Consider the following 26,300-nt stretch of genomic DNA (forward strand, 5'->3'; position numbering starts at 1 on the left):
ATGTCCCAGACGGACACGAGGGTGGGCGGGGCCGAGCAGGCGTCGCCCACCCCGGGCCGGCCGCGGCCGTACTGGACCAGCCGCCGCCGCGACCAGCTCACCGGTTACCTGTTCATCGCGCCGCAACTGCTCGGCAGCGCCGTCTTCGTGATCCTGCCGCTGATCCTGGTGGTCTGGTACAGCCTGCACGAGTGGAACGTGCTGGCCGGCACGTTCGAGTTCGTCGGCACCGAGAACTACGCGACCCTCGCCGAGGACACCAACCTGGGCTCGGTGCTGCGGGCCACCGGCCTCTTCTCGGTCGGCCTGGTGGTGTTCAACCTCGCCCTGGCCCTGCTGCTCGCCGTACTGCTCAACCAGAAGCTGCGCGGCACGATCGTGTTCCGCACCCTGTTCTTCTCCCCGGTGGTGGTCTCGCTGGTGGCGTGGACCATCGTGTGGGGGTTCCTCCTGCAGGACAACGGCGGCGTCAACGGGCTGCTCGACACCGTCGGCGTCGACGGGCCGAACTGGCTGCGCGGGGAGACCACCGCGATGATCTCGGTCGTCGTGGTGCAGGTGTTCAAGAACGTCGGTTTGAACATGGTGCTCTTCCTGGCCGCGCTGCAGGGCGTGCCGGGCGAGTTGTACGAGGCCGCCGAGGTGGACGGGGCGAGCCGGCTGCGCCAGTTCTGGCGCATCACCGTGCCGATGATCAGCCCGACCATCCTGCTCACGTCGATCATCACGGTGGTCGGCTCGTTGCAGGTCTTCGCGCAGATCGCCGTACTCACCCAGGGCGGCCCCGGCACCTCGACCACCGTGCTCGTCTACTACCTCTACCAGCAGGCGTTCCAGTTCCATCACTTCGGTTACGGCGCCACCCTGTCGATCGTGCTGTTCGGCATCGTGCTCGCGCTCACCGTGCTCCAGTGGCAGATGCGTAAGAGGTGGGTCCACCATGAGTCGTGAGCTGTCGCGCCGGACCAAGCTGGTGCTCTACGGGGTACTGATGGTCCTGGCGATCCCGTTCGTCTTCCCCACCTGGTGGATGGTCACCTCGTCGCTGAAGCCGGTGTCGGACATCTTCGCCTTCCCGCCGAAGCTCCTGCCGGTCAACCCGGAGCTGGACGCGTACCGGCGGGTGTTCGAGTTGCAGCCGTTCGGTCAGCAGTACCTGAACAGCCTCTACATCGCGCTGGTGGTCACCGTCGGCACCCTGGCGGTGGCGGCGCTGGCCGGGTACGCCTTCGCCCGGATCCGCTTCCGTGGCCAGAACGTGCTCTTCCTGGTGATCCTCGCCGGCCTGCTCATCCCGAGCGAGGTCACGATCGTGCCGCTGTTCCAGATGTTCTTCAAGCTGGGCCTGGTCGACACCCACTGGCCCCTGATCCTGGTGCCGATCCTCGGCGCGCCGAGTGTGCTGGCGACCTTCATCATGCGGCAGTTCTTCATCAGCCTCCCCGGCGAGCTGGAGGAGGCGGCCCGCGTGGACGGGCTGGGCCGCTTCGCCACCTTCTGGAAGATCGCCCTGCCGCTGTCCCGGCCCGCGCTGGGCGCGGTCGCCATCTTCACGTTCCTGCACAGCTGGAACCTCTACCTGGAGCCGATCGTGTTCCTCTCCTCGCCGGAGAAGTTCACCCTGCCCCAGGCGCTCACCCAGTTCGTCGACGCCTACGGCGGCCCGATGTGGAACGTCCAGCTCGCCGCGGCGTCGATGACCGCGCTGCCGGTCCTGGCGGTCTTCGTCATCGCGCAGAAGCAGTTCGTCGAGGGCCTGGCGCACACCGGTCTGAAGGGATGACGGCGCCGGCTCCCCTGGTGGGCCTCGACATCGGCGGCACCAAGACGGCGGCGGCGCTGGTCGGAGCAGACGGAGAGGTGCTCGGGCGGCGCCGCGCGCCCACGCCGGCCGCGGCGGGGCCGGCGGCCGTGCTGGACACCGCCGCGCGGCTCGCCCGGGAGCTGCTCGACGCGGCCGGCGATGGTCCGCTCGGCGTGGGCACCGCCGGCACGGTCGACCCGGCCACCGGCACCATCCGGTACGCCACCGACAGCCTGCCCGGCTGGGCCGGCACGCGGGTCGCCGACGAGCTGGCCGAACGGCTGGCCCGACCGGTCCGGGTCACCAACGACGTGAACGCCGCCGCGCTGGGCGAGGGCTGGGTGGGAGCGGGACGGGGCAGGACGCACCTGCTGCTGGTCGCGGTCGGCACCGGCCTGGGCGGGGCCATGATCCGGGATGGCCGCCTGGCGACGGGCGCCCGCGGCGCCGCCGGCGAGGTGGCGCACCTGCCGGCGCCCGGCGCCGAGCGGCTGCGCTGCGGCTGTGGCCGGTACGGGCATCTGGAGGGCGTCGCCTCGGGCACCGGGTTGTCCGCCGCGTTCGCCCTGGAGACCGGCGCCCGGATCACCGGACAGGCCGTGGCCGGGCGGGCGGCGGCCGGCGACCCGACCGCCCGGCACGTGGTGGACCGTGCCGGGGCCGCCCTCGGTGCGGCGCTCGCGGGGTTGGTGACCCTGCTCGACCCGCAGGCGGTGCTGGTGGCGGGCGGGGCGGCCGACGCCCTGCTGCCCGCGGCCTCGGCCGCCTACGCCGCCGAACTTCCCGCGGCCTGGGCGGACGTGCCCCTGCTCCCCGCGGCGCTGGGCGCCGACGCGGTCGTGGTGGGCGCCGCCCGGCTGGCCGGCGACCCCAACCCGACAGCGACCGTGGCCGACGACGAGAGGACGAGATCGTGAGTGTGTTCGACGACCTGGCCGGGGGCCTCGTGATCTCCTGCCAGCCGCTGCTCGACGAGCCCGACGACCCGATGCGCGACCCGTACGTCCAGGCCCGGGTCGCCGCCTCGGTGGTACGCGGCGGCGCGGTGGCGGTCCGGGCCAACGGCGTCGCCGACATCAGGGCGATCCGCGCCGCCGTCGACGTGCCGGTCATCGGGCTGCACAAGCAGGGCGTCGACGGCGTGTTCATCACCCCGACGGCGACGCACGCGGTCGACGTGGCGGCGGCGGGGGCGCACATCGTCGCCGTGGATGCCACCGACCGTCCCCGTCCGGACGGGCGTGCCTTCGCCGACACGGTCCGCGCGGTGCGGGCGCGGACCGACGCGCTGATCCTGGCGGACGTATCGACGGTGGCGGAGGGAGTGGCCGCCGTCCGCGCCGGTGCGGACGCGGTGGCCACGACCCTCTCCGGCTACACGCCGGCGAGCCCGCACCGCGACGGCCCCGACCTGGACCTCGTCGCGCGGCTCGCCGCGCTCGTCGCGGTGCCCGTGATCGCCGAGGGCCGGTACCGCAGCCCGGAGCAGATCGACCGGGCCTTCGCGGCCGGAGCCCACTCGGTGGTGCTGGGGAACGCCGTCACCTCCCCGCTGTGGATCACCCGCCGACTCGTCGCGGCCACCCGCCGCACGGCCGCGGCGAACGGCGAGCACCGGGCGTAGCGCCGGCCGCGCCGGTGCGGAGAGTCGTCCGCCCCGGTTGGCCGGCCCGATCGGTGCGAGCGACGCGCCGGGTGCGGAGGTGGTCCCTCCGCACCCGGCGCCCGGCTGCTACAGCTCCCGGACCCGGACGTTACGGATCTCGATCAGGTCGTTCGTGCCGTGGTTCTGCAATCCGACGAACCCGCTGAGGAACTGGCGCAGGTCGGTCGGCGGGTCGCCCTGGCGGGACGACGCCTTGCCCGGCGTGTTGTCGAACTCGTTGATCACGACTCCGTTGCGGGTGATCGTGTAGTGCTGCCCGACCACCCGGATCTCGTACTCGTTCCACTGGCCCTTCGGGGTCACCCCCGCCCGGTCCAGCCCGACCGGGTCGAAGTTGTAGATCGACCCGGTCTTCTGCGGCTCACCGGTGGGCCCGTCGTAGATCTGGATCTCGTGACCGCAGTAGATCGCCACCCACGCCTGCGAGCTGCGGGCCGACCCGACCGTGCCGCAACTGCCGGCCGGTCGCTGCTCCAGCGGCGTCCGCGGATCCGGGAACCGGACGAAGGCGCCGCTGTTGGCGTACGTGCCCTCGCCGGAGACGTCCCGGAACTGCAGCCGCAGGGAGAAGTCGGCGAACTCCTCCTTGGCGTACCAGAGCATGCCGAGCCCGCCTGAGCTGCGGATGGAGCCGTCCGGCTGGAGGGTGAACGACCCGCCGGGCGCCTGCCGCCAGTCCGCCAACGACTGCGCCGTGCCGTCGAAGATGGCCTGGTAGCCGCCGACCTTGCCGATCTCGGACTGGGCCGCCGCCCGGTTGAGCGTCGCCGCCTCCCGGTTGTCGACCACCCCGGCCGAGCGGAGCTCGTTGACCACGTCGCTGACGTGGCTGACGAACTGGCCGTGGTTCGACCAGCCGCGCTCGTCGTCGATCAGGTCGTTGACGGTGCAGCCCCCGCCGACCGGACGGTTGGCCACCCCGGTGTCGGTGTCGAGCATCCGCACCGTCTTGCGGGTGTCCGGCGCGGCGCACCCGACGACCACCTCGATGGTGCCGGTGGCCACCTCACCGTTGGCGTAGGTCACCCGGACCGTCGCCTGGTAGGTGCCGAACTTCGCGTACGTGTGGGTGGGGTTGGCCTCGCGCGACGGCGCGCTGCCGTCGCCGAAGTTCCACTCCCAGGCCACGCCGCCGGCCTTCGCGCTGGAGAAGGCGATGGTCTTCGGGTTGCTCTGCGCGACGGCCCGCGCGGTGGCGTGGTTCGGGTTCGGCGTCGCCGGGCCGCCCTGGTAGGCGATCCGGATCAGCTTCTGGTTGGGGTGCAGGCTGAAGAACCCGCCGGCGTAGTCGAGCAGGTACAGCGCGCCGTCCGGGCCGAACTTGGCGTCCATCCAGGACTGGAGCTGGGTGCCGCCGTTGCCCGAGCGGATGATGCTGCGCAGGTCCTCGGCGAAGGCCGGAGGGCCGTGCTTCGGCACGTTCGCCGGGTCGACGGTCACCGCGACCCGGTTGTTGGCGTTGGACTGGTCACCGATGAACCACTTGTTGTCCCAGTACGCCGGCCACGCCACGCCGCTGTCGACGTCGACGTTCTCCCGCTGGTAGGTCGGACCGTCCATGATGGCCTGGCCGCCGCCCTTGAGGTAGGGCTGGGTGAACGTCTCGTCGCCCGGCTGGTAGGTGGGCAGGCCGCTGCCGTCGGTGCGCTTCGGGTAGACCGGGCCACCGCCCTGCGGCGAGTACCAGATCATGTTGTCCCGCGCCGGCGGGATGTTGACCAGCCCGGTGTTGCGCGGCGAGGTGTTCTTCAGGTTGTCGCAGTCGTACCAGCCGGTCAGCGCGTTGGCGTCGGTGTTGCTGCGGTCCCGGTAGGGCTGCCGGTTGCCCATGCAGTACGGCCAGCCCTGGTTGCCGGCGGAGGTGATGATCGTCGCCGTCTCGTACTTCGCCGGTCCGAGGTCGGGGCTGGGACCACCGGCGTCCGGGCCGACCCACGCGGCGGTCAGCCAGTCGTTGACCGGGTCCCAGGCGATCCGCGCGATGTTGCGGACACCCATCACGTAGATCTCGGGGCGGGTCTTGCCGCCGCCCTCCTCCTTGCCCGTGAACAGGTTGCCCTCGGGGATCGTGTAGGTGCCGTCCGGCTCCGGGTGGATGCGCAGGATCTTGCCGTTGAGGTCGTTGGTGTTGCCGGAGGTGCGGCGGGCGTCCTGGAACGAGACACCCTTGTAGTCCTGGGTCCAGTTGTTGCCGGAGTAGCCGTTCGAGCCGCCGGACGAGTTGCTGTCACCGGTGCCGATGTAGAGGTTGCCGCTCTCGTCGAAGGTCATCCCGCCACCGGCGTGGCAGCAGCTGTGGATCTGGGTGTCCCAGCGCAGCAGGTCCTTGCGGGTGCCCTGGTCGATCGACTGCTTCGCCGGGTCGTAGGTGAACCGCGACACCGTCCGCTGGCCGATGCGCTTGTCCCGGTCGATCGACTCGTGCGGCATCCAGTAGACGTAGACCCAGCCGTTCTGCGCGAACTTCGGGTCCAGGGTGATGCCGACCAGGCCCTCCTCGTTCTTCACCAGCTCGCTGCCGCTGCCCCGGTTGCCCATCACCGCGAGCGTGGTCAGCAGCTTGACCTGCTTGGTCTTCGGGTCCCACTGGTGGATGGTGCCGCAGCCGAGGCCGACCTTGGGGTCGTCCCAGCTGACGATCGGCCCGGACGGGCACGCCGCCTTGCCGATGTAGAAGACCTTGCCGTCCGGCGCGATGGTCAGGCCGTGCGGCTCGCCGATCTGGTCGAGCTGGCCCGGCTGGTTGGTGGCCGTCAGCCGCTCGATGCGGTAGTTCGACGCGACGGTCGCCTGGCAGTCGCCGCGGACCAGGCCGGCGGTCCACCTGATCGCACCGAGCAGGTGGCTACGGAACTGCTTGTCGGTGGTGTAGCTGGCCTCGGTGCGGCCCATGCCGGTGTAGAACGACCGACCGCCGTCGTAGTCCTGACACCAGGAGATCGGGTGGAAGGCGCCGTTGCCGCTCAGCCCGGGGTTGTACGTGCCCTCCTCGACCTGGGCGACGGTGTGCACCCGGCCGGTCGGGCTCGGGTCCCAGTTGATCCACTGGTCGGACCGCTTCCAGGTCAGCGGCAGGCCCTGGTTGGCCGGGTGCTGCCGGTCGGTGAGGTCGACCACGGCCTCCTGCACCGTGCTGTCCGGCGGGGGGCCGGCGTCGGGACCGATCAGCCACAGCTCGGCGAGTTGGATCAGCGGCTCCCCGCTGTTGGCGGTGACGTTGAGCCGGTAGTGCTGGTACGCCTTGTCGTTCGTGAACGAGAACTGTCGGGTCTGGAACCGCTGCGGGAAGGTCTCGTTGCTGCGGGTGTCCAGGTCGGTCCAGGTGGTGCCGTCCGTGGAGCCCTGCAGGGTCCAGTTCTTCGGGTCCCGCCCGGGGAAGTCGTTGGCGGAGGTCAGCGCGTACCGGCTGACCACCACGGGCTTCGCCAGCTTCGCCGCGAGCCAGCCGGTCGGGTTGAAGGTCAGCCACTTGGTGCCGGTCGAGCCGTCGATCGCCTTCGCCGCGGTCTCGTTGGGCGGGTTCTCGGCGCTCGCCGTGGCGGAGACGGGCTTCTCGGCGTTCGGCAGGCCGGCGGCCGGGCGGGTGCCGATCAGCCCGGTGAACCAGGCGGAGGTGGGCTGGGCGCGGGCCGCGTCGTGCACGCCGAGGAAACCCCCGCCGCCCTTGATGTACGCCTGGAACGCGGCCTCCTGCGCGTCGTCGAGGGTCACCCCGTTGGCGGACAGGAACACCACGGCCCGGTACCGGGCCAGGTTGCCGAACGTGAAGACCTTCGGATCGGCGGACGCGTCGACGGCGAAGCCGTGCTCTGCGCCGAGGTCCCGGATCGCGTCGACGGCCTTGCCGACCGGGTCGTCCTGCTGGTCCACCGGACCATGGAAGACGAGCAGCTTCACCGCGGTCGCGGCCTCCGCCCCGGCGGCCGGCGCCTGCACGGGCGCGGGGGCGGCGGCGTGCGCGGGCAGGGACAGCAGTCCGAGGGTCAGCACCGCGCTGGCGGCGAGCGCGCCGGTGCGTCGTACGACCCGGCGGGTGGCGGGTGGTGGGGAGGCGGTGACGTCGGCGGGACGACGCCATCGGGACAGCCGGAAACGGCGTTGTTGAGCCATTTCGACTCCTTCACAGGGTGAGGTGTGGCGGAGGTGCGTTGTCCGAGCGGGTCGAGCGGGAGGTGGTGCGGTCGGGGAGGGTTGGCGCGCCACGGCGGTGGCGGTCCGGGCGGTGGCCGCCGGTCCGTTCAGCTCCGGACGGACCGGCGGCCACCGGCCCTCGACGGCGGCGCGGTGGCCGCCGGCGCTCAGTTGTGCTGGTGCTGCCCGGGCCCGGCGGTGGCGCCGGTGGCGCTCGCCGGGTGGGAGTGGTGGTGGCCCGGGGGCATGCTCCCGTCCTCGTTCAGGACGTGGAGCATGGTCGACATGCCGCCGTCGGAGTGGAACTGCATGTGGCAGTGCAGCATCCAGTGCCCCGGCCCGACCGAGTCACCGGCTGTCACCTGGAACCCGAACGAGTCGCCGGGGCCGAGCGGCTTGTTGTCGATGATCGGGATGCCGTCGGCGAACGGCTGTCCGTTGTCCACCAGCCCGGTGCGGGTGTCCGCCCAGGAGTGCCCGTGCAGGTGGAAGGTGTGCATGTCGTTGCCGATGCCGACGACGACGAACTCGACCTTCTCCCCCTTGCGGGCGATCAGGCAGGTCGGGCCCGGTTGCGGGTGCTGCCCGTCGCAGGTGTCGGCGGCCGCGCCGCGGCGCAGGTTGATGCTCTGCCGGTCGCCGAAGACCACCGTGTAGGTGCGGTCCGGCTTCGGGTCGCCGGGGCGACGGACCACCAGCCCACCGAAGAGTCCCGCGCCGAGGCCCTGGGTGCCGTGCGGGCCACCCACGACGTGGTCGTGGTACCACCAGTAGCCGGCCGTGCCCGGCGAACCGGTCTTCCTGTTGCGCAGCTGGGCGAACCAGGTGTACGTGCGCGACTCGCCGGGCGGGACGAACGACCCGCTCTGCACCGTGCCGTCGGAGACCTGGGTGTACTTGACCCCGTGCACGTGCAGCGAGACGCCGAGCGGGTGCGCCGGGTCGGTACGCAACTGCGCCAGGGTCGCGGCGGACACCTGGTTGTGCAGGGTGATGGCGATGCACTCCCCCTCGGTCATCTCGATCGTCGGGCCCGGGTAGGAGGCCGTCTGCGGGGTGAGGCCGTAGCCGAGGCGGATCTGCGTGCCGTCCCTGGGCAGCTCCACCGCGTACAGCTGCATGCTGCGGTCCGGCTTGGCGCAACCTTCCGGCCGCTCGGCGAAGAGCGCCCCGGAGCGGGCGGCCGCCAGGCCGCCGGCACCGACCAGGGTCAGCAGCACGGTGGCCGCGACCACCAGCAACCGGCGGGTGCTCGACCCGTGGCGGCGGGGCTCGCTGGCGCGCTCGTCCCCGGACGGGCCGCCGTTCCCGGGCGGCGGGGGCTCCTCGACGAGCCGCCAGGCGCTCACCGGTCACCCCGCAGCTCGACGATCCGCTGGTAGCTGCGCTCGGCGGCGCCCAGCGAACCGGGCGGAGCGGGTTGGGCGCTCGGCCCGGTGTCCTGCTCCCACAGGTAGGTGAACCGTCCGCCCCCGTCGAGTTCGGCGAAGAACTCGGCGAACGGGATGACCCCGGCGCCGAACTCGACGTCCAGGTAGGAGTTGCCCTGCTGGGGGTCGGGCAGCGGGACGCCGTCCTTGACGTGGAACAGCGGGAACCGGTGCGGCTGCGCCTTGACGTAGTCGACCGGCCGGAACCCCGGGTACTTGCGGGCGCCGCCGTACGCCCACAGGATGTCCATCTCCAGGAACACGTACCGGGGATCGGTGAGCTCCAGGAACAGGTCGTACAGGCGCACGTCGGGCCGGTCGACGGCGAAGCTGAACTCGATGGTGTGGTTGTGCTGGTAGAGCTTGATCCCCCGGGCCGCGGCGGCGGCGCCCCACGCGTTGAACTCGGCGGCGGCGGCCTGGTACCCGGCGATGGTGCGGTTGCCGGTGGGCGCCTGCGCGGTGCCGAGGGCCGGCATGCCGAGGGTCTCGGCGACGTCCAGTTCCCACTCCAGGTTGTTCCGGAAGTCACCGAGCCCGCGGTGGCTGCCGGCCGCCTTCAGCCCGTTGTCGTCGAGCAGCCGACGGATCTGCGCCGGCGTGATCGGGCCGACGTCGCCCTGCGTGTAGCCGGCGAACTCCACCTCCCGGTAGCCGATCCGGGACAGTTCCTCGAAGACGGCCGCGAAACCGAACTGCGCGATCTTGTCGCGGACGCTGTAGAGCTGGATGCCCAGGTGTCCACGCGGCACCAGGTGGCCGTTCGGGGCGCCGCCGGACGCCGCGGCGGGCAGCGCGCCGGCGAGGCTCGCCGCGCCGACGGCGACGGTGGAGCCGGCGAGGCCGCGCAGTAACGCGCGACGGTCGATCCTGTTCTTCGCCATGGTTGGTTCCCCTTCGATGGTCAGCAGCAGTTGCTCGGGGTGGCGGCGGAGGAGACGCCGCCGGGGCAGCACGGGGACAGCGGGGCGATCCGCACGTTGCGGAAGCTCACGACGTCGGCGGTGCCGTGGTTCTGCAGGCCGATGTGGCCGCTGGCGTGCTGGCGCCCGGCGCCGCCCGGGTCGTCGGCCCGGGGCGGGTTGAACACCGCGTCCGGGGTGTTGACGTACTCGTTGATCAGTTCGCCGTTGCGGAAGACGGAGTAGTGCTGTCCCACCACCCGGATCTCGTAGTCGTTCCAGCTGCCCTTCGGGGCCACCTGCGCGCCGGCCAGGTCGACCCGGTCGAAGCCGTACACCGAGCCGCTCTTGTACTGGTCGCCGTCGGGCCGGTCGTAGATCTGCAGCTCGTGGCCGTACTTGATGGCCACCCACTCGGGCCGGGACTCCGCGGCGTGGCCGTGCACGTCGGGAAAGCGGACGAAGACCCCGCTGTTGGCGCGGCCGGTGCCGGGCGCGTCGTCCCGCCACTGCAACTTCAGCGAGAAGTCGCCGTACCGGGCGGTGGGGAGCCAGAGCATGCCGAGGCCGGGGACCGGGCGGCTGGTGATCGAGCCGTCGGCGTTGCGGGTGAAGCCGCCGGCGCCGACGTGCTCCCACCGGTTGAACGACGCCGCCGAGGAGTCCAGCAGCGGCTGGTAGCCGTTCTTCCCGTCCGGCTTGCCGACCCCGGAACGGCCGGCGGCGCTCGCCAGGCGGCCGTGTTCCTGGTGGTCGATCAGGCCGAGGTGGTGCAGGTGCTCCGCGACGTCCGTGACGTGCTTGACGAACTGGCCGTGGTTGGGCCACGGCTTCTCGTCCTGGATGGCGTTGTTGATCGTGCAGGCGTCGGCGACCACCCGGTTCGGCACGCCGCTGTCCACCGTGCCGAGCCACACCGTCGGCCGGGTGTCCGGCACCGGGCAGGCGCTGGGGCCGCTGGCGACCACGGTGAAGGTGACCGACGCGGTGCCCGAGGTGTTGCCGGCCTTGTCGGTGGCCCGGTAGCTGACCGTGTGCTGGCCGACCTGGTTGACGGTGACCGGCGCCGAGTAGCGGGCGTACGGCTGCCCGTCGAGGGAGTACTCGACGCGGTCCACGCCCGAGCCGGCGTCGGCGGCGGTGAGGATGACGGTGGCGCTGCCGAGGTAGGCGCCCTGGTCGTCGAGCTGGCCGGTGAGCGCCGCCGTGACGGTCGGCGGGGTGGTGTCCGGGGCCGGCGGGTCGACCACCGTGAAGGACACCGACTGGGCTGCCGAGGTGTTCCCGGCCTTGTCGGTGGCCCGGTAGCTGACCGTGTGCTGGCCGACCTGGTTGACGGTGACCGGCGCCGAATAGGCGGCGTAGGGCTGCCCGTCGAGGGAGTACTCGACGCGGTCCACGCCGGTGCCGGCGTCGGTGGCCGAGATGGTGACCGTGGCGGAGCCGACGTACGCCCCGGCGCCGTCCCGCTGGCCGCTCACCGTGGCGTTCGCCGTGGGTGGCGTGGTGTCCGGGGCGGGTGGCCGCACCACGGTGAACGACACCGACTGCGCGGCCGAGGTGTTGCCCGCCTTGTCCGTCGCCCGGTAGCTCAGCGTGTGCTGCCCCGGCTGGTTGACCGTCACCGGCGCCGAGTACGCGGCGTACGCGCCCCCGTCGAGGGAGTACTCGATCCGGTCGACGCCCGACTCGGTGTCCGTGGCCGACAGCGTCACCGTCGCCGAGCCCACGTACGCGCCGGCGTCGTCGCGCTGCCCGGAGACCGCGGCCGAGGCGGTCGGCGGCGTGGTGTCCGGCGCCGGCGGTCGCACCACCGTGAACGACACCGACTGCGCGGCCGAGGTGTTCCCCGCCTTGTCCGTCGCCCGGTAGCTCAGCGTGTGCTGGCCGGGCTGGGTCACCGCGACCGGCGCGGGGTAGGTGGCGTACGGCTGCCCGTCGAGGGAGTACTCGATCCGGTCCACGCCCGACTCCGTGTCGGTGGCCGACAGCGTCACCGTCGCCGAGCCCACGTACGCGCCGTTGTCGTCACGCTCACCGGTGAGCGTCGCCGTGGCGGTGGGTGCGGTGGTGTCCGGCTTCGGCGGCTCCACCACGGTGAACGACACCGACTGCGCGGCGGAGGTGTTGCCCGCCTTGTCCGTGGCCCGGTAGGCCACCGTGTGCTGGCCCGGCTGGTTGACCGTGACCGGCGCCGAGTACGCGGCGTAGGCGCCCCCGTCGAGGGAGTACTCGATCCGGTCCACGCCCGACTCGGTGTCGGTGGCCGACAGCGTCACGGTGGCGCTGCCGACGTAGGCGCCGGCGTCGTTGCGCTGCCCGGTCACCGCGGCCGTCGCGGTGGGCGCGGTGGTGTCCGGCTTCGGCGGCTCCACCACGGTGAACGACACCGACTGCGGGGTCGAGGTGTTGCCCGCCTTGTCGGTGGCGCGGTAGCTGAGCGTGTGCTGCCCCGGCTGGTTGACCGTGACCGGCGCGGCGTAGGTGCCGTAGGCGCCGCCGTCGAGGGAGTACTCGATCCGGTCCACGCCCGACCCGGTGTCCGTCGCCGACAGCGTGACGGTCGCCGCCCCGAGGTAGGCGCCGTCGTCGTTGCGCGCACCCGACACGGCGGCCGACGCGGTCGGGGGCGTGGTGTCCGACCCACCGCCGGTGACCACCAGGAGGCCGGCCATCCCGCCGTGGCCCGGGATCGCGCAGAAGTAGCGGTAGGTGCCGGGCGACAGCACGACGTCGACGGTCCACCGGCCGCCGTTGGCGTCCGTCGGGTCGGCCAGGATGTTCACGTCGACATCGCTGTTGTACGCCGGATTCCCCGTGTCGAACGTCAGGGTGTGCTGCATGCCGGTGGTGTTGCCGGTCGCGGCGCTGTTCTCGAACACGAGCGTCGCCGGTCCGGCAACGGCGGTGGTGGGCGCCGAGAGGTACGAGAGGAAGTTGTCGCCGGCGGTCCACGTGAGCACCTGGGCCTGTAGCTGCCGGGACGGGTCGCTCGGGGCGGCTGTCCGGGCCCGTTCCCCGTCGACCGGTCGCGCGCTCGCCGGAACCGCCACCAGTCCCGCGGTCACCAGCAGCAGGGCTGCCGTGGCGATTGCCGCAATCGATCTCCGGAGCCGGCCCCTGGAGAGCCGGCCGGGTGGTGAGTACCCGTTCATGGATGCCTCTTTCACGGTCCGAGGGGGACACCGGCGCGGCGTGCATCGGCCGGTCGGTGCCATGAGTAGTCAGCGCTACGCGTCCCGAGGCTGCGGGAGCCGCTCGGGGACGACAGGGGGCAGGAACACCTTCCGCGGATCCAGGTCGAACGTCGTCACATGCCCGTGCGCACCCTTCATGAGATCGACAAGTGTCTCCGTCTCGACAACCTGTGCGCCCCCTCCCTGGCCGCACGGGATCCTCGGCCGTGACCAGCTGTCACGGTCGTCTCGGTGAACGGGTCTGCCTGGGGCCGGCGGCGAGCCGATCGCGCGCGGTCAGACAGTGGTGCCGCGTCGGGGTCGACGGCAGGCGAGCGAGAAGGGACGGGCATCGGTCAAGCCACGGCGCGCTCGCGCACCGGGGCGCTTGCGTGGAGCGCCGACCCGGGGTGCCATCCCTGGTCCTACCCGTGGCCGCCGGACGTGTTGCGCCGCCTGGAGCCACGGTCGAGATTCACCGCGCCGCCGGTTCATCTCGAGGAAACATATCGATGTGTCCCGACACTACTAACTTGCCGTCAGCGTGTCCAGACCTTTCGTCAGCGCCGACGGTACTTTCCTCCAGACCGACGAAAGTCGGTAGCGTCGCAGGTCGCGTGGGCGTTACACGCGCCGGCGCCTCACCCGGGACGCCCAGCGGGCCCCGCTCCACGGCATCGTCGGGGCGCTGGTGCTGCGGATCGCCCGGCCGCGAGTGCGGGCACCGCCCGCAGACCAGCCGGTGCCTCGCTCGGCACCGCCTCCGATGCCACTCGTCGCCGCCCCGGCCCATGACGGATGCCGCGGCCGGCGGCGTCGCCTCCGCCGCCACCGGCCGCGGCGAGGCCGCCGCGGTCAGGAGACGGGTTCGGGGCAGCAGACCGTCAGCGCGCCGGGGACGACCCGCACCTTGAGCTTGGTGACCTCCCTGCGGGCGCCGCCGTCGAGTTCGTACCTGCGCGGCGCCGCGAGGCGGACCTTGACCTTGCGGCCGCGCGTGATGCGTACGAACGGCGACTCCTCCGAGCGGCCGGCGGCCATCCGGCCGAGGGTGCGCGCCCAGTCCACCGCGCCGTCGGCGGTGGACACGCCGACCTCCAGGCAGCCGTCGTCCGGGCGGGCGTCGTCGAAGGCGGGGATGCCGCCGGTGATCGTGCCGACGTTGCCGAACAGCACACAGCTCGCCTCGCCGTCGAACCACTCGGCGCCGTCGACGGTGATCCGGGTGCGGACCAGCTCGCCGCGGACGTGCCGCAGCCCCGTCCACACGTACGCGAGGCGGCCGAAGCGGCCCTTGAGGGTGCGGTCGGCGTCGCGGATGAGGTCGCCGTCGAAGCCGGCGCCGGCCATGACGGCGAAGTGCTCGCCGTTGAGCCTGCCCAGGTCCAGGGCCCGGCGCGGCCCGTACAGGCCGATCCGGACCGCCTCCGGCAGGTCCTCGGGGATGCCGAGGTTGGCGGCGAAGAGGTTGGCGGTGCCCGCGGGCAGGATCGCCATGGCGGTGCCCGAGCCGGCGAGGGCGTCGGCGCAGCGCTGCACCATGCCGTCGCCGCCCCACACGAAGATCAGTTCGGCACCCTTCTTCAGCGCCTTGCGGACCTTCTTCGGCGCCTTGCGGCTCTTCGGCACCTCGTACCAGATGAGGTCCTCGACCCCGGCGCCGGCCAGCTCGGCGCGCAGCTCGTCGAGGCCGCCGCCGAGTGTCTTCCTGCGGTGGGCGACGACCGCGACCGTGCCCACCCGGGCGGCGGCCGCCGCGGTGCTCGTGCTCATGGCCGGCGGTGATACCCAGCTCGCGCGGTTTCCACGCCCGGGCTGGTGCGGCGGCGGGTGTGGCCGGCCGGCGCGACGCCCCGAGGAGCGCCCCGCCGACCGGCCCCCCCCCCCCCCCCCCCCCCCCCCCCCCGACGGGGCGGCGCCTCGGCGACACCGGTGTCACGGCTTTCCCGGTCGCCGGTGCCGCGGGCACCGTGCCGCCCCTGGTGGCCGCGCCACCCGCATCCGGCTGGTCGGAGCGTCGCGCATCGTGCCATGTGCCTCGTCGGGGCGGGGTTCGCCGAACGGGCCCCGGCCGACGACCCGGAGCGCGGTGGTCGCCACGGCGGCGATGAGCACGACGGCACCGGGGCCGGTGGCGTCGAGCACCACGGACCGCGGGGTGCCGATGTCGAGGTGGCGCGACCCGAGGCGATCCACCGGTGGCCGGCCCCTGGGCGTACCGAAAGTCGCCGCAGCGACCGTCGACCTGTTTGCCGGCGTGGGAAATGAATGCCGCCCGGGCCCGCCGTGGTCCGCCCCGGGCGGCGGCGCGCCCGCCTTTCGGGGGCCATTCGGGACACGCGGGCGGCGGGTCGGTGCGGTCGCCCGATGCGCGCCGCTGCGTCGTTTACCCTGTTCATCGCGGTGGTTCCGGGCAAGGCGCGCCTCGCAAGTTGCAGGACGAAATGGTGCGCGCGTTCACGACGACGTGAAATCGCGAATAAACGCATTGAAGAAGACTGATATTGACTTCATCTCGTAATTGACGCACCGTGAGGGCGTGCGGCGATAACCGGAGCCCGGAGGGCGCTCGGCAATTCCGTGGCGCAGCCATGGCACTCCAGGAGGCGGTCATGCGATTGAATCCGTTCGTGGGGGCGTATCTCGCCGATCCGGCGTACGTGTGGCGGCGGCTCCTCGACGAGTCCGACGGGGTGCACCACGACCCGGACCTGGGGCTGTGGTTGATCGCCAGGCACGCCGACGTCCGCCGCGCGCTCGGTGACGCCGCGACCTTCGGCAACGCCCTCACCCTCGCGCCGGTGTACGACGTCTGTCCCGAGGCGATGGACGTGATCGCCCGGATCGACGCGCCGCCCACCACGGCCGCCGCGGACCCCCCGGTGCACCCCCGGACCCGGCGAGCCCTGCGGGCTACCTTCGCCAACACACCCGAACGCGTCGAGCACCAGTACGGCGACATCGTCCGGCGTCGGGTCGACGAACTGGTGTCCCGGCTCGTCGCCCGCTCCGGCGGGCAGGCCGACCTCGTCGCGGAGTTCACCACCGAACTGCCCCTGCTGGTCGTGCTCGACATCCTCGGCGTGCCCGAGGTGGACGTCGGGCGGGTCCGGGCCTGGGCGGACGGCCAGATCGCACTGATCTGGGGGCAGCCCGACCCGGGCGAGCAGGTCCGGCTCGCGCGGGGCCTGCTGGAGTTCTGGCGCTACTGCCAGGAGTTGGTGCGCGTCCGGCTCGACGGTGGCCGCTACGGCGACGACTACGTCGGGCGGCTGCTGGCGTACCGCGACGGCGACGACGAGGTACTCACGGCGGCCGAGGTGGCGAGCATCGTGTTCAACCTCCTGGTCGCCGGGCACGAGACCACGGCAGGGCTGCTCGCCCACGCGCTGGACCGGGCGCTGTCGAGCCCGGACGGGTGGCGGGCGATCGCCGAGGATCCGCGGCGGATACCCGGGTTCCTGACCGAGACGCTGCGCTACGCGCCCGCCATCGACGGTTGGCTGCGGGTGACCCGCCGGCCCGTGACCCTGGGCGGTGTCACGATCCCGGCGGGGGCGCGCTGCCTGCTGCTCATCGGCGCCGCGAACCGGGATCCGGCGGTGTTCTCCCGGCCGGACCAATTCGACCCGCACCGGCCCGACGCGGACGGCCACCTGTCTTTCGGGCACGGGCCCCATTTCTGTATCGGTGCGGCACTGGCGCGACTGGAGGCGCGGGTGGCGTTGGTCCGGCTCGCCACGGCAATTCCGGGCCTGCGCTTAACATCCGACCACCGCCGTTCATACAAAGCGAATATCGCGTTCCGGGCGCACCGGAGCCTGCCGGTGGTCATCGACGCGACGGTGCCGTCCGCCGGTCCGGCGGCGCCTGTCGCGGGGTGACCGGCGGCCGGACGACGGTGTCGTGGTGCGCCGACCCTGCTCAGAGGAGGCGGAGGGTGCTCCTTCGGCGGCCCGCCGAGGGGTGGGATTCCGGCCGGGTGCGGGCGGATCCGCCCGGCCGACCGCGGGCCGTCGAGCCGGGGCGGGTGACCACTCTATGACGTCACGTCTTCACACCCGTCGCTTCATGGGTTAAGAATTGTCCCCTGCGAATGTCCAGTCATCGCCCAACGTCGATTGATGCCGATACCGATGCCGGTCGATCGGCGTCGTGAAGGTGAACACATGGATCGCACGCCCCCGTCGAGCGCCGCTGGCTCCGGTGCCATCCACCGGTTTCGTGCCGAACTGCGCGCCTGGCGTACCCGGCAGGGGCTGACTCAGCGGGCGCTCGCGGAGCGGGTGCGGTTCAGTCGGGAGACGGTCGCCGCGGTGGAGTCCGGTCGCCGGTACGGCAGCCACGAGTTCGCCGTCCGCTGCGACGAGGTGCTCGGCACCGGCGGGCGCCTGGCGGCGTTGTGGCCACAGGTCGCGGCGGAGCAGTTGGCGGCGGACGGTCGCCGGGGTCCCCGGTTCGGGGAGGTGGCGCGTCTCGATGCGGCCGCCGCGCCGGCGGTCGTGCGGCGCGACGCGCGCGATCCGCAGGCGGTCGTGGCGGCGATCGACGAGTTGCGCGAGTTGATCGACCAGGTGCTCAGCGTCCAGCCCGAGACGGACGTGCCGCCGCACCCGTCGAGCGGGCGCTCCGGCCTGTCCTGACCTGCGCGGCGGCCGGGGCACCCGGGCCGGGGCGGCGTTGCTGACGCTGGGTACAGATCGTGGTACGGGCTGTTTGTACCACCGTCGGGTCTGGTCTCGGGGCGCGGGTTCCGGCGGAATGAGACGTGCATACGGCAAGGTGCACATAGGCCGTCTTAGATGAGTCGCGGGAGTCAGTCTTGGCGTCGAGCACGAGGTCCCACGCGGCCCGACCCTACCCGACCCGCCGGCGCGGTTGGAAGATTGCCACCCGGATGCGCCTCATCGTCGCGGCACCGCTGGTCGCCGTGATGGGCTTCGCCGGCCTCGCGCTGACCGAGAGCGCCCGCCAGACGACCCGGGCGAGCGACCTCGGCGTCATGGCGCAACTCGGCGCCGAGGCGGGCGACCTGGCCCACCGGCTGCAACGCGAGCGCGTCGCCGCCGCCGACCTGCTCAGCCGCGGCGCGTCGGAGCAGCAGGAAGCCTTCGCGGACGCCACCGACGCCACCGACGCCGCCGTCGCCCGCTACCACCGGCAGCGGACCCGGGTGCCCGCCGGGCCCGCCACGGGTCGGGCCGCGCTGCAGCGGATCGACCTGGCGCTTCAGGGCCTGCCGCCGCTGCGCGCGCAGGTGCGTACGGCGGCGCACGCCTCGGTGTCGGCGATGACCTTCAGCTACCGGATCGCGATCGCAGACCTGCTCAGCCTCCGCGAGAGCGTCACCCTCGGGGTGGTCAACGCGCGGATCGCCGACGGCATGCGGGCCTCCGCGGCGCTGTCGAAGGCGGCCGAGGCGGCCGGCCAGCAGCAGGTCGCCGTCCTGCGCGCGGTCGCGGCCGGCCAGCTGACCCCCGCCGTGCAGCAGGACATCACCGCCGCCCGGTCCGGCTTCACCGAGTCCAGCCTGTCGTTCCTGGCGCTCGCCCGTCCCGCCTGGCGGGGCTGGTGGGAGCAGGCCGGCAGCGGCGAGGACGCCCTGCTGCTGCAACGGATGCAGGACGAGGTGTCGAGGACCCGCTCGGGGAGCCGGCTGCGGCTGGACCTGGGCGCCTGGGTCACCGCGACCCAGCAGTGGTCCGTCCGCCTGGCCGAGCTGCGCCAACGGGTCGACGCGGCGGTGCTCGACGACATCCGGGCCGCCCACACCGACCAGCGGCGGCGCACCGCCGTGGAGGCGGCCGCCGCGGTGGCGGCCCTGCTGCTCACCGCCCTGGTCACCTGGGCGGTGGCCCGGCAGATCACCCGGCGCCTGCGCCGGCTGCGGGACGCGGCGAACGCGGTCGCGTTCGAACGGCTGCCGCAGGTGGTGGCCCGGCTCCAGAACCCGGGCAGCTCGTCGGTGGACCCGGACGAGCTGGCCCACCGGCAGTCCGAGGACGCCCTGGAACCGTCCAGCGGCGACGAGATCGGCGAGGTGGGGGAGGCGTTCGCCGCCGTGCACCGGGCGGCCGTGCGCACCGCGGCCGAGCAGGCGGTGATGCGGGCCAACACGGCCGACATCTTCATCCACCTCAGCCGCCGCGAGCAGCGGCTGGTCGACGCGGTGCTGGCGCAGGTCGACAAGGTCGAGCGGGACGAGACCGACCCCGAGCGGCTCGACCAGCTGTACACGCTGGACAACCTGGCCACCCGGATGGGACGGATCAACGCCAGCCTGCTGGTGCTCGGCGGGGTGGGAGTCGGGCGGGTACGCCAGCACGACGTACCGCTGCAACAGGTGCTCCAGGCCGCGCAGAGCCAGATCGAGCACTACGCCAGGATCCGCCTGGGCATGGTCGACGGTGACGTCGCCGTCGCGGCCGACGCCGTCGACGAGGTCGTGCACCTGCTGGCCGAGTTGATGGACAACGCGACCGGCTACTCCCCGCCGGGGACCGAGGCGTGGGTGACCGGCCGCAGCCTCGGCGACCGGGTCGTCGTCCAGGTCGGCGACGAGGGCGTCGGGCTGTCCCCGCAGCGGCGGCAACAGCTCAACGACCTGCTGGCCCGCCCGCCCGCCATCGATGTCGCGGCCGTACGGGCGATGGGGCTGGTCGTCGTGGGGCAGCTCGCCGCCCGGCTCGGCGTGGTCGTCCAGCTCCGTCCCGGCCCCCGCCGCGGCACCATCGCCGAAGCGGCGCTGCCGAGGGCGATCATCCGGTCGCTGCCCCCGGAGGAGTTCCTGCTCACGCCCACCCGACCGTCCCGGCGGGCGGCGCGGACCACCGCCGCGCCGCCGGTGTACCGGGCGGCGCCGGAGCCGTGGGCCGGGAGGCCGGCGGCCGACCGGGCGCTGCCCGTGGCGCCGGTGTTCCGGCCCGCGCCGGCACCGCCCGGGCGAGGTGACGAACCCACCGAGGAACTCGTCATCTTCGACGAGGTCAACCACTGGTTCCGGGCCAGCCACGACGACGGCCCGAACGGGACGCCGTGGGCCGGCCCCGCCGACGACGCCTGGCGCACCGCCGCCCGGGCCGACGCGCCCGAGGTCGTCGCCACCACCACGTCCGGTCTGCCGCGGCGTCAGCCGCAACGACACCTGGTGCCGGGCGGCGTCACGGTGCCGCGGCAGCGCTCCGAGCACCGCGACCCGGCCCAGGTCGCCACCGCGATGGCCGCGTACGCGCGGGGCGTCGCCGGCCGCCGGCCCAACCTGATCAACAACTGACCCGACAGGGAGAGCACGTGACCGACCAACAGGATCTCGGCTGGCTGCTGGACGCCTTCGCCGAGCGCGCCACCGAGGTCAGCCATGCGATCGCGATCTCCAGCGACGGCCTGATGGTGGCCGCCACCCGCGGCCTCCCGCCGGACCGGGCGGACCAGCTGGCCGCGACCGGCAGCGGGCTGGTGAGCCTGCTCCGCGGCGCGGCGGCCTTCTTCGACGCCGGCGCGGTGATCTCCAACGTCACCCAGCTCGAGGGCGGCTTCATGTTCTCCATGGCCTTCAACGACGGGGCGTCCCTGCTCGTGCTCGCCGACCCGCAGTGCGACGTCGGCAAGGTCTCCTACGAGATGACCGAGCTGGCGAACCGCATCGGCGACGCCCTGACCCCCGCGGCGCGGGCGGCCCTGAGCCGCAGCCGCTGACACCCGGCACCCGTCGCCGGAACTCCCACCCCCGCAGGAGAAGACATGTCTGTGACCATCCCCAGGCGCCGCCGTGCCCGCACCGCGGCCCTGCTCGCCCTCGTCCTGCTCGCCGCGGCCGCCTGCGCCGACGGCGGGCGGGGCGCCGGTTCCACCGGATCGATCAAGATCGGGCTGCTGGCGTCCCTGTCCGGCACGTACCAGGCGGTCGGCAAGGAGATCCGCGCCGGCTTCGAGCTTTACCTGGCCACGCACGACGGCAAGCTCGGCGGTCGGCAGGTGGAGCTCGTCGTCGCCGACGAGGGCAACGGCGCGGCGACCGCGGTGCCCGCCGCGACGAAACTGCTCAAGCAGGACCGCGTGGTCGCGCTCACCGGAGTCGTCGGCGGCGGCTCGGTGGCCGCGGTCTACCCGCTGCTCAACGAGACGAAGGTGCCGTTCGTCGGCTCGAACGGTCGCCCGGAGCTCAAGGACGTGTCGCGGATCTGGCACACCTCGTACCTCTCCGACGAGCCGGGGGAGGCGATCGCCCGCCACGTGCGCGACAACGTCAAGGGCAGCGTCTACGCCATCGGCCCGGACTACCAGGGCGGCTGGGACGAGCTGCGCGGCTTCACCGACGCGTTCGTCGCCGCCGGCGGCACCCTGGCCAACCCCGACGGCAAGACCACCTTCACCCCGTTCCCGACGACCACCAACTTCACCCCGTACTTCGCCCGGATCAAGGCCTCGGGCGCGGACGCCGTGTACACGTTCTACGCCGGCAGCGCGGCCGTCGACTTCGTCAAGCAGTACGCGCAGTCGGAGATCAGGGACCTGCCGCTCTACGCTGCCGGCTTCCTGACCGAGGGCGGGGTGCTCGACGCCCAGGGCGAGGCGGCCCGGGACATCTACTCGGTGCTCAACTACTCGCCCGACCTGGACAACGCCGAGAACCGCGCCTTCGTGGCCGCCTGGAAGGCCAAGAACGACGGCTCCCCGACGACGTACGCCATGGCCTCCTACGACGCCGCGGCCGTGCTGGACCGGGCCATCGCGGCGGCCGGGAGCGACCCGACCCCGGAGAGCATCAACGCGGCCATCGGCCAGCTCGGCCAGATCGCCAGCCCGCGCGGCACCTGGCAGTTCTCGCCGACCACCCACGCGCCCGTGCAGAAGTGGTACCTGCGCCAGGTACGCCAGGACGGCCGGGCGCTGTCCAACACCGTCGTGGGTGACCTCGCCACCGTCGGCGGGTGAGCGCCGTGGCGGTCGACATCCGCATCGATCCGTACCTGGTCCCGGCCCTGGACGGGGTGGCCTACGGGCTGCTGGTCTTCGTCGCCGCGGCCGGGCTGGTGCTCTCCTTCGGCGTCGCCGGCATCCTGAACCTGGCGCACGGCACCCTCTTCGCGATCGGCGGGTACACCGCCGCCGCGCTGCTCGACGGTGGCTGGCCGAGCCTGGTGCTGGCCCTGGCGGTCGGGGTCGCCGCCGCCACCGCGGCCGGCGCGCTGGTCGCCGCGCTGCTCACCCGGGCCGCCGCGCGCAGCCACCTCACCCAGGCCCTGCTGACCTTCGGGGTGGCGCTGGCCGGGGGCAGCCTGCTCGTGGCGGCGTTCGGGCCGGACGACCCACCGGTGCGCGTGCCCGCCGCGCTGGACGGGTCGGTGGTCGTCGCCGGGCACCGCTACGCGGCGTACCGGCTGGTCTTCATCGTCGTCGCCGCCGCGCTCGCCGGCCTGCTGCACCTCGCGGTGCGCCGCACCCGGGCCGGGATGCTGGTCCGCGCGGCCGTCGACGACGCCGAGATGGTGGCCGTCCTCGGGGTGAGCCCGGCCTGGATCCGGGTCGGTGTGCTGGCCGCCGCCGGGGCGCTGGCCGGCGCCGCCGGCGTGCTCGGCGCGCCGATCATCGGCCCCGGACCGGACACCGCCGACGCCGTGCTGCTGCTGTCGCTGGTGGTCGTCGTCCTCGGCGGCCTCGGGTCCATGACCGGCACCCTGCTCGCCGCGCTGGCCGTCGGGCAGATCCAGACCCTCGGGGTGGCGCTCGCGCCGTCGGCCGCCCCGTTCCTGCTCTTCGCCGCCATGGCCGCCGTCCTCGCGGTGCGGGCGCGGGGCCTGGCCGCGGCCCGGAGGGCGACGTGAGGGACGAGGCGGTGCGCGCGCTGCGGCGCGGTGTCGCCGTCCTCGTCCTGGCCGGTCTGGTGCTGGCGCCGTGGGCGGTCGACGACTACACCGCGGCGCTGCTCGCCCGCACCCTCGCGCTCGGCCTGGTGGGGGTGAGCGTCGCCCTGCTCACGGGCGTCGCCGGGCTGCCCACCCTCGGGCAGACCGCGCCCTACGCGGCGGGGGCCTACGCCAGCGCGGTCCTCGGCAGCCAACTCTCCGACGTGGGGGTGGTGCACCTGGCCGTCGCGGCGGCGGCCGGGGCGGCGCTGGCCGCGGCGACCGCCCCGCTCGTGGTGTCCGCGCGGGGCGTGGTCGTCCTGATGATCACCCTGGCGGTCGGCGAGCTCGTGGTGACCGTCGTCGGGCGGTGGCGGTCGGTGACCGGCGGCACCGACGGCCTCGCCGGGATCCCGCCGGTGCGTCCGCTGTGGGGACTGCCGGTCCTGGCCACCGACCGGGCGCGCTACCTGTACACCCTCGTGGTCGTCGCCGTGCTGGTCGGCGCGGTGCTGCTGATCCTGCGCAGCCGGGTCGGCCTGCTGCTGCGCGCCGGCCGGGACGACGAGGCGCGGCTGCGGGCCAGCGGACACCGGGTGCCGGTGCACGTGGCCGGGGTGCACGTCGCCGCGGGCGCGGTCGCGGGCGCCGCCGGCTCCCTGCTGGTGGTGGCCCAGCAGTTCGTCTCGCCGGCCGACTTCGGCTTCGACACCTCCGCCCTGCTGCTGCTCGGGGTGGTGATCGGCGGTACCGCATCGGTCGGCGGCGCCCTGGTGGGCGCCGCGATCGTCATCGCCGGCCGCGACTGGCTGTTCGGCGTGCTCCCCGGGTACGCGCCCCTGGTGCTGGGGGTGGCGTTCGTCGTCACCGTCCACCTGCTCCCCGGCGACGGGCACCGGCCGCCGGCCGTGCGGGGCCGGCGGCTCCCGGGCCTCGCGGCACGCCCTCCCGGTCCGACCCCGGAGCGACCGGCGCCGACGGGAGCACGGGCATGACCCCACTGCTGTCCGCCGAGGGCCTCACCGTGCGCTACGGCTCGCTGGCCGCGCTGGACGGGGTGGACCTGCGGATCGACCACGGCCAGCGGCACGCCCTGATCGGGCCCAACGGGGCGGGCAAGACCACGCTGCTCGACGTGCTCGGCGGAGCGACCCCGGCGGGCGGCGGGCGGGTGCTCCTCGCCGGTCGGGACGTCACCCGGCTCGGCCCGGCCGCCCGGGCCCGGCGGGGCATCGGCCGGATCCACCAGCGCCCCGCCGTCTGGTCGACCCTGACCGCGACCGAGAACGTGGTGGTCGCGGCGCTGCCCCACGCGGTACGGCCCGGCCGGTGGCGACCGGGCGCGAAGCGGCGCGCCGCCGAGCGGACGGCGGGCGCGATGCTGGAGCGGGTGGGCCTGCGCGACGTCGACGGGATCCCCGCCGGCCAGCTCGCCCACGGGCAGCGTCGGCAACTGGAGATCGCGATGGCGCTGGCCGGCCGGCCGAGGCTGCTGCTGCTCGACGAGCCGGCCGCCGGGTTGTCCGTCGTCGAGGTCGCCCGGCTGGTGGAGTTCCTGCGGGCCCTGCCGCGCGCCGTCGCGGTGCTGTTGGTCGAGCACCGGCTGGACCTGGTGTACGCGCTCTGCGACAGGGTGACCGTGCTGCGCGACGGCCGGACGGTCGCCACCGGGACGCCGGCCGAGATCCGCGCCTCCGCCCCGGTCCGGCAGGCATACGCGGAGGGGGTGTCCTGATGCTGCGGACGGAACGGCTCTGTGCCGGCTACGCCGGCGGGATCGTGCTGCACGAGGTCACCCTCGAGGTGGCGGCCGGCACCGTGCAGGCGGTGGTGGGCCGCAACGGTGCCGGCAAGAGCACCCTCGTACACGCCGTCGCCGGACTGGTGCGGCCCTCCGGCGGGCGCATCGAGATCGGCGGGGTGCAGGTCGCCGGTCGGCAGCCGCACCGGATCGCCCGAAGCGGCGTCGGCCTCGTCCCGCAGGGCCGGCGGGTCTTCTCCCGGTTGACCGTGGCCGAGCACCTCGCCCTCGCGGCGGCGCCGTGGCGGGCGGCGACGCCCGGCGGCGAGGGGTGGACGGTCGCGCGGATCCTGGAGCTGCTGCCCCGGTTGGCGGCCCGGCTGCGCCACCGCGGCGACCAGCTCTCCGGCGGCGAGCAGCAGATGCTGGCGATCGCCCGGGCCCTGCTCGGCCAGCCCCGGGTGCTGCTGCTCGACGAGCCGTGCGAGGGGCTCGCCCCCGACCTCGCGGCCCGGGTGCGCGACCTGGTCGGCGCCCTGGCCAGGACCGGGCTGACCGTGCTGCTCGTCGAGCAGCAGCTCCAGCACGCCATCGAGATCGCCGACCGGATCGCGGTGCTCGAGTACGGCCGGGTGGTCTACGACCGGCCGGCGGACGAGGCCCGGGCCGACCCGGGCCGGCTGGCGGCGATGCTCAGCGTCGCCGCGGTCGCGGAGCCGCCGGCTCCCCGGCCGGTGCCCGGGCTCTGGGCCGGTTCCGCGCACCTGACCCGACCATCCTCGACAGGGGTGAGCAACGATGCCGACAGACATCCGTGACACCGAGTACACCTTCGACAACGGCTCCCCGGAGGCCGTGCCCCAACTACGGGCGCTGGAGTCGTTCCTGGATCCGATCACGGTGGGCCGGATCGCCGCCCCGGTGCTCGCCCCGGGCGGCGTGTGCTGGGAGATCGGCGCCGGTGGCGGCTCGGTCGCCCGGCGCATGGCCCAGGCGGTCGGCCCGGCGGGCCGCGTGCTGGCGACCGACATCGACACGGCGCACCTCGCCCCGACGGCCAACCTCGACGTCCGCCGGCACGACGTGCGCGACGAGCCGCCGCCGGGGGAGGCCTTCGACCTGATCCACGCCCGGCTGGTGCTGCTGCACCTGCCGGAGCGGCGGCGCGTGCTGGCCACGCTGACCGGCGCGCTGGCCCCGGGCGGATGGCTGGTGGTCGAGGAGTTCGACTGCACCGCGCCGCTGCGCGTGCTGACCGCGCCGAGCGACGACGCGGCGAAGCTCTTCGCCCAGGTGACGGACGCGATGCTCGGCATCCTGCAGAGCCACGGCGCCGACCTGGCCTGGGCGCAGGACGTGCACGGGCAGCTCGCGTCGGCGGGGCTGGTCGACGTCGACACGGTGACCCACTCGCAGAGCTGGCCCGGCGGCTCGGTCGGCGCGTCGCTGTACGCGACGAACTCCCGCCAGCTGGAGCCCGAGCTGCTCGAGGCGGGGTTGTCGCCCGGCCAGCTGGAGGCGTTCCGCAAGCTGCTGCGCGACCCCGGGTTCGCGGTGATGTCGTACCAGTTCGTGTCGACGCGGGGCCGGCGTCCGACGCGACGG

Annotated in this window: 20 protein-coding genes; 14 read left to right on the forward strand and 6 right to left on the reverse strand. The window is 73.5% G+C overall.

Going from position 1 to position 26,300, the window contains the following annotated elements; translation table 11 throughout:
- Genes ACSNOB_RS11340 through ACSNOB_RS11355 form a run of 4 tightly spaced genes read left to right on the forward strand, consistent with a single transcriptional unit; the run spans window position 1 to window position 3,428 of the window.
- On the forward strand, window positions 1-951 hold the full coding sequence (locus ACSNOB_RS11340; RefSeq protein WP_436686627.1) for a carbohydrate ABC transporter permease: 951 nt from the start codon (window positions 1-3) through the stop codon (window positions 949-951).
- Window positions 941-1,783, forward strand: coding sequence for a carbohydrate ABC transporter permease (locus tag ACSNOB_RS11345; protein WP_436686628.1), 843 nt, complete (start codon window positions 941-943; stop codon window positions 1,781-1,783). Before ACSNOB_RS11340 ends, ACSNOB_RS11345 begins: the two co-directional genes overlap by 11 nt.
- Window positions 1,780-2,721 (forward strand): ROK family protein, encoded by a 942-nt coding sequence (locus tag ACSNOB_RS11350; protein WP_436686629.1) that lies wholly within the window; start codon window positions 1,780-1,782, stop codon window positions 2,719-2,721. Before ACSNOB_RS11345 ends, ACSNOB_RS11350 begins: the two co-directional genes overlap by 4 nt.
- Complete coding sequence (locus tag ACSNOB_RS11355) at window positions 2,718-3,428, forward strand: N-acetylmannosamine-6-phosphate 2-epimerase (RefSeq protein WP_436686630.1); 711 nt, start codon at window positions 2,718-2,720, stop codon at window positions 3,426-3,428. Before ACSNOB_RS11350 ends, ACSNOB_RS11355 begins: the two co-directional genes overlap by 4 nt.
- Window positions 3,429-3,536: 108 nt before the next feature.
- Here the strand turns inward: ACSNOB_RS11355 and ACSNOB_RS11360 are convergent, their stop codons facing one another.
- The 6 genes from ACSNOB_RS11360 to ACSNOB_RS11385 all read right to left on the reverse strand — a co-directional run bounded on the left by ACSNOB_RS11360 (window position 3,537) and on the right by ACSNOB_RS11385 (window position 15,305).
- Window positions 3,537-7,580: a ThuA domain-containing protein gene (locus ACSNOB_RS11360; RefSeq protein WP_436686631.1), complete on the reverse strand. Its 4,044-nt coding sequence runs from the start codon at window positions 7,578-7,580 to the stop codon at window positions 3,537-3,539.
- A gap of 188 nt (window positions 7,581-7,768) precedes the next feature.
- The gene (locus tag ACSNOB_RS11365) at window positions 7,769-8,950 is read right to left on the reverse strand and encodes a multicopper oxidase domain-containing protein (RefSeq protein ID WP_436686632.1); all 1,182 of its coding nucleotides are present in this window, start codon (window positions 8,948-8,950) and stop codon (window positions 7,769-7,771) included.
- Window positions 8,947-9,915: a sugar phosphate isomerase/epimerase family protein gene (locus tag ACSNOB_RS11370; protein ID WP_436686633.1), complete on the reverse strand. Its 969-nt coding sequence runs from the start codon at window positions 9,913-9,915 to the stop codon at window positions 8,947-8,949. The genes ACSNOB_RS11365 and ACSNOB_RS11370 overlap by 4 nt, the downstream gene beginning before the upstream one ends.
- Before the next feature lie 20 nt (window positions 9,916-9,935).
- The gene (locus ACSNOB_RS11375) at window positions 9,936-13,088 is read right to left on the reverse strand and encodes an OmpL47-type beta-barrel domain-containing protein (RefSeq protein ID WP_436686634.1); all 3,153 of its coding nucleotides are present in this window, start codon (window positions 13,086-13,088) and stop codon (window positions 9,936-9,938) included.
- Between the two features lie 876 nt (window positions 13,089-13,964).
- Window positions 13,965-14,882: a diacylglycerol/lipid kinase family protein gene (locus ACSNOB_RS11380; protein ID WP_436686635.1), complete on the reverse strand. Its 918-nt coding sequence runs from the start codon at window positions 14,880-14,882 to the stop codon at window positions 13,965-13,967.
- A 162-nt stretch (window positions 14,883-15,044) separates the two neighbouring features.
- Entirely contained in the window at window positions 15,045-15,305 is a 261-nt protein-coding gene (locus tag ACSNOB_RS11385) for a hypothetical protein (RefSeq protein ID WP_436686636.1), read from the reverse strand.
- 416 nt (window positions 15,306-15,721) lie between these two features.
- Between ACSNOB_RS11385 and ACSNOB_RS11390 the strand changes: the two genes are divergently transcribed.
- The 10 genes from ACSNOB_RS11390 to ACSNOB_RS11435 all read left to right on the forward strand — a co-directional run.
- Window positions 15,722-16,993 (forward strand): cytochrome P450, encoded by a 1,272-nt coding sequence (locus tag ACSNOB_RS11390; RefSeq protein WP_436686637.1) that lies wholly within the window; start codon window positions 15,722-15,724, stop codon window positions 16,991-16,993.
- 285 nt (window positions 16,994-17,278) lie between these two features.
- Window positions 17,279-17,752, forward strand: a complete 474-nt coding sequence (locus tag ACSNOB_RS11395; protein WP_393107047.1) for a helix-turn-helix transcriptional regulator — start codon at window positions 17,279-17,281, stop codon at window positions 17,750-17,752.
- 254 nt (window positions 17,753-18,006) lie between these two features.
- A complete protein-coding gene (locus ACSNOB_RS11400; RefSeq protein WP_436686638.1) occupies window positions 18,007-20,382 on the forward strand; it encodes a nitrate- and nitrite sensing domain-containing protein in 2,376 nt (791 codons plus the stop codon).
- 17 nt (window positions 20,383-20,399) lie between these two features.
- Complete coding sequence (locus tag ACSNOB_RS11405) at window positions 20,400-20,804, forward strand: roadblock/LC7 domain-containing protein (protein ID WP_091094994.1); 405 nt, start codon at window positions 20,400-20,402, stop codon at window positions 20,802-20,804.
- 45 nt (window positions 20,805-20,849) lie between these two features.
- Complete coding sequence (locus tag ACSNOB_RS11410; protein ID WP_436686639.1) at window positions 20,850-22,043, forward strand: ABC transporter substrate-binding protein; 1,194 nt, start codon at window positions 20,850-20,852, stop codon at window positions 22,041-22,043.
- Window positions 22,040-22,933 carry an ABC transporter permease subunit gene (locus tag ACSNOB_RS11415; RefSeq protein ID WP_436686640.1) on the forward strand — a complete coding sequence of 298 codons (894 nt, stop codon included), beginning with the start codon at window positions 22,040-22,042 and terminating at the stop codon, window positions 22,931-22,933. The genes ACSNOB_RS11410 and ACSNOB_RS11415 overlap by 4 nt, the downstream gene beginning before the upstream one ends.
- The gene (locus ACSNOB_RS11420) at window positions 22,930-23,949 is read left to right on the forward strand and encodes a branched-chain amino acid ABC transporter permease (RefSeq protein WP_436686641.1); all 1,020 of its coding nucleotides are present in this window, start codon (window positions 22,930-22,932) and stop codon (window positions 23,947-23,949) included. Before ACSNOB_RS11415 ends, ACSNOB_RS11420 begins: the two co-directional genes overlap by 4 nt.
- Window positions 23,946-24,689: an ABC transporter ATP-binding protein gene (locus tag ACSNOB_RS11425; RefSeq protein WP_436686642.1), complete on the forward strand. Its 744-nt coding sequence runs from the start codon at window positions 23,946-23,948 to the stop codon at window positions 24,687-24,689. The genes ACSNOB_RS11420 and ACSNOB_RS11425 overlap by 4 nt, the downstream gene beginning before the upstream one ends.
- Complete coding sequence (locus ACSNOB_RS11430) at window positions 24,689-25,513, forward strand: ABC transporter ATP-binding protein (RefSeq protein ID WP_436686644.1); 825 nt, start codon at window positions 24,689-24,691, stop codon at window positions 25,511-25,513. Before ACSNOB_RS11425 ends, ACSNOB_RS11430 begins: the two co-directional genes overlap by 1 nt.
- Window positions 25,494-26,300: class I SAM-dependent methyltransferase (locus tag ACSNOB_RS11435; protein WP_436686645.1), on the forward strand; the 807-nt coding region annotated here is incomplete at its 3' end. The genes ACSNOB_RS11430 and ACSNOB_RS11435, both read left to right, overlap by 20 nt.

Source organism: Micromonospora sp. URMC 106, assembly GCF_051386395.1.
Taxonomy (GTDB): Bacteria; Actinomycetota; Actinomycetes; order Mycobacteriales; family Micromonosporaceae; genus Micromonospora.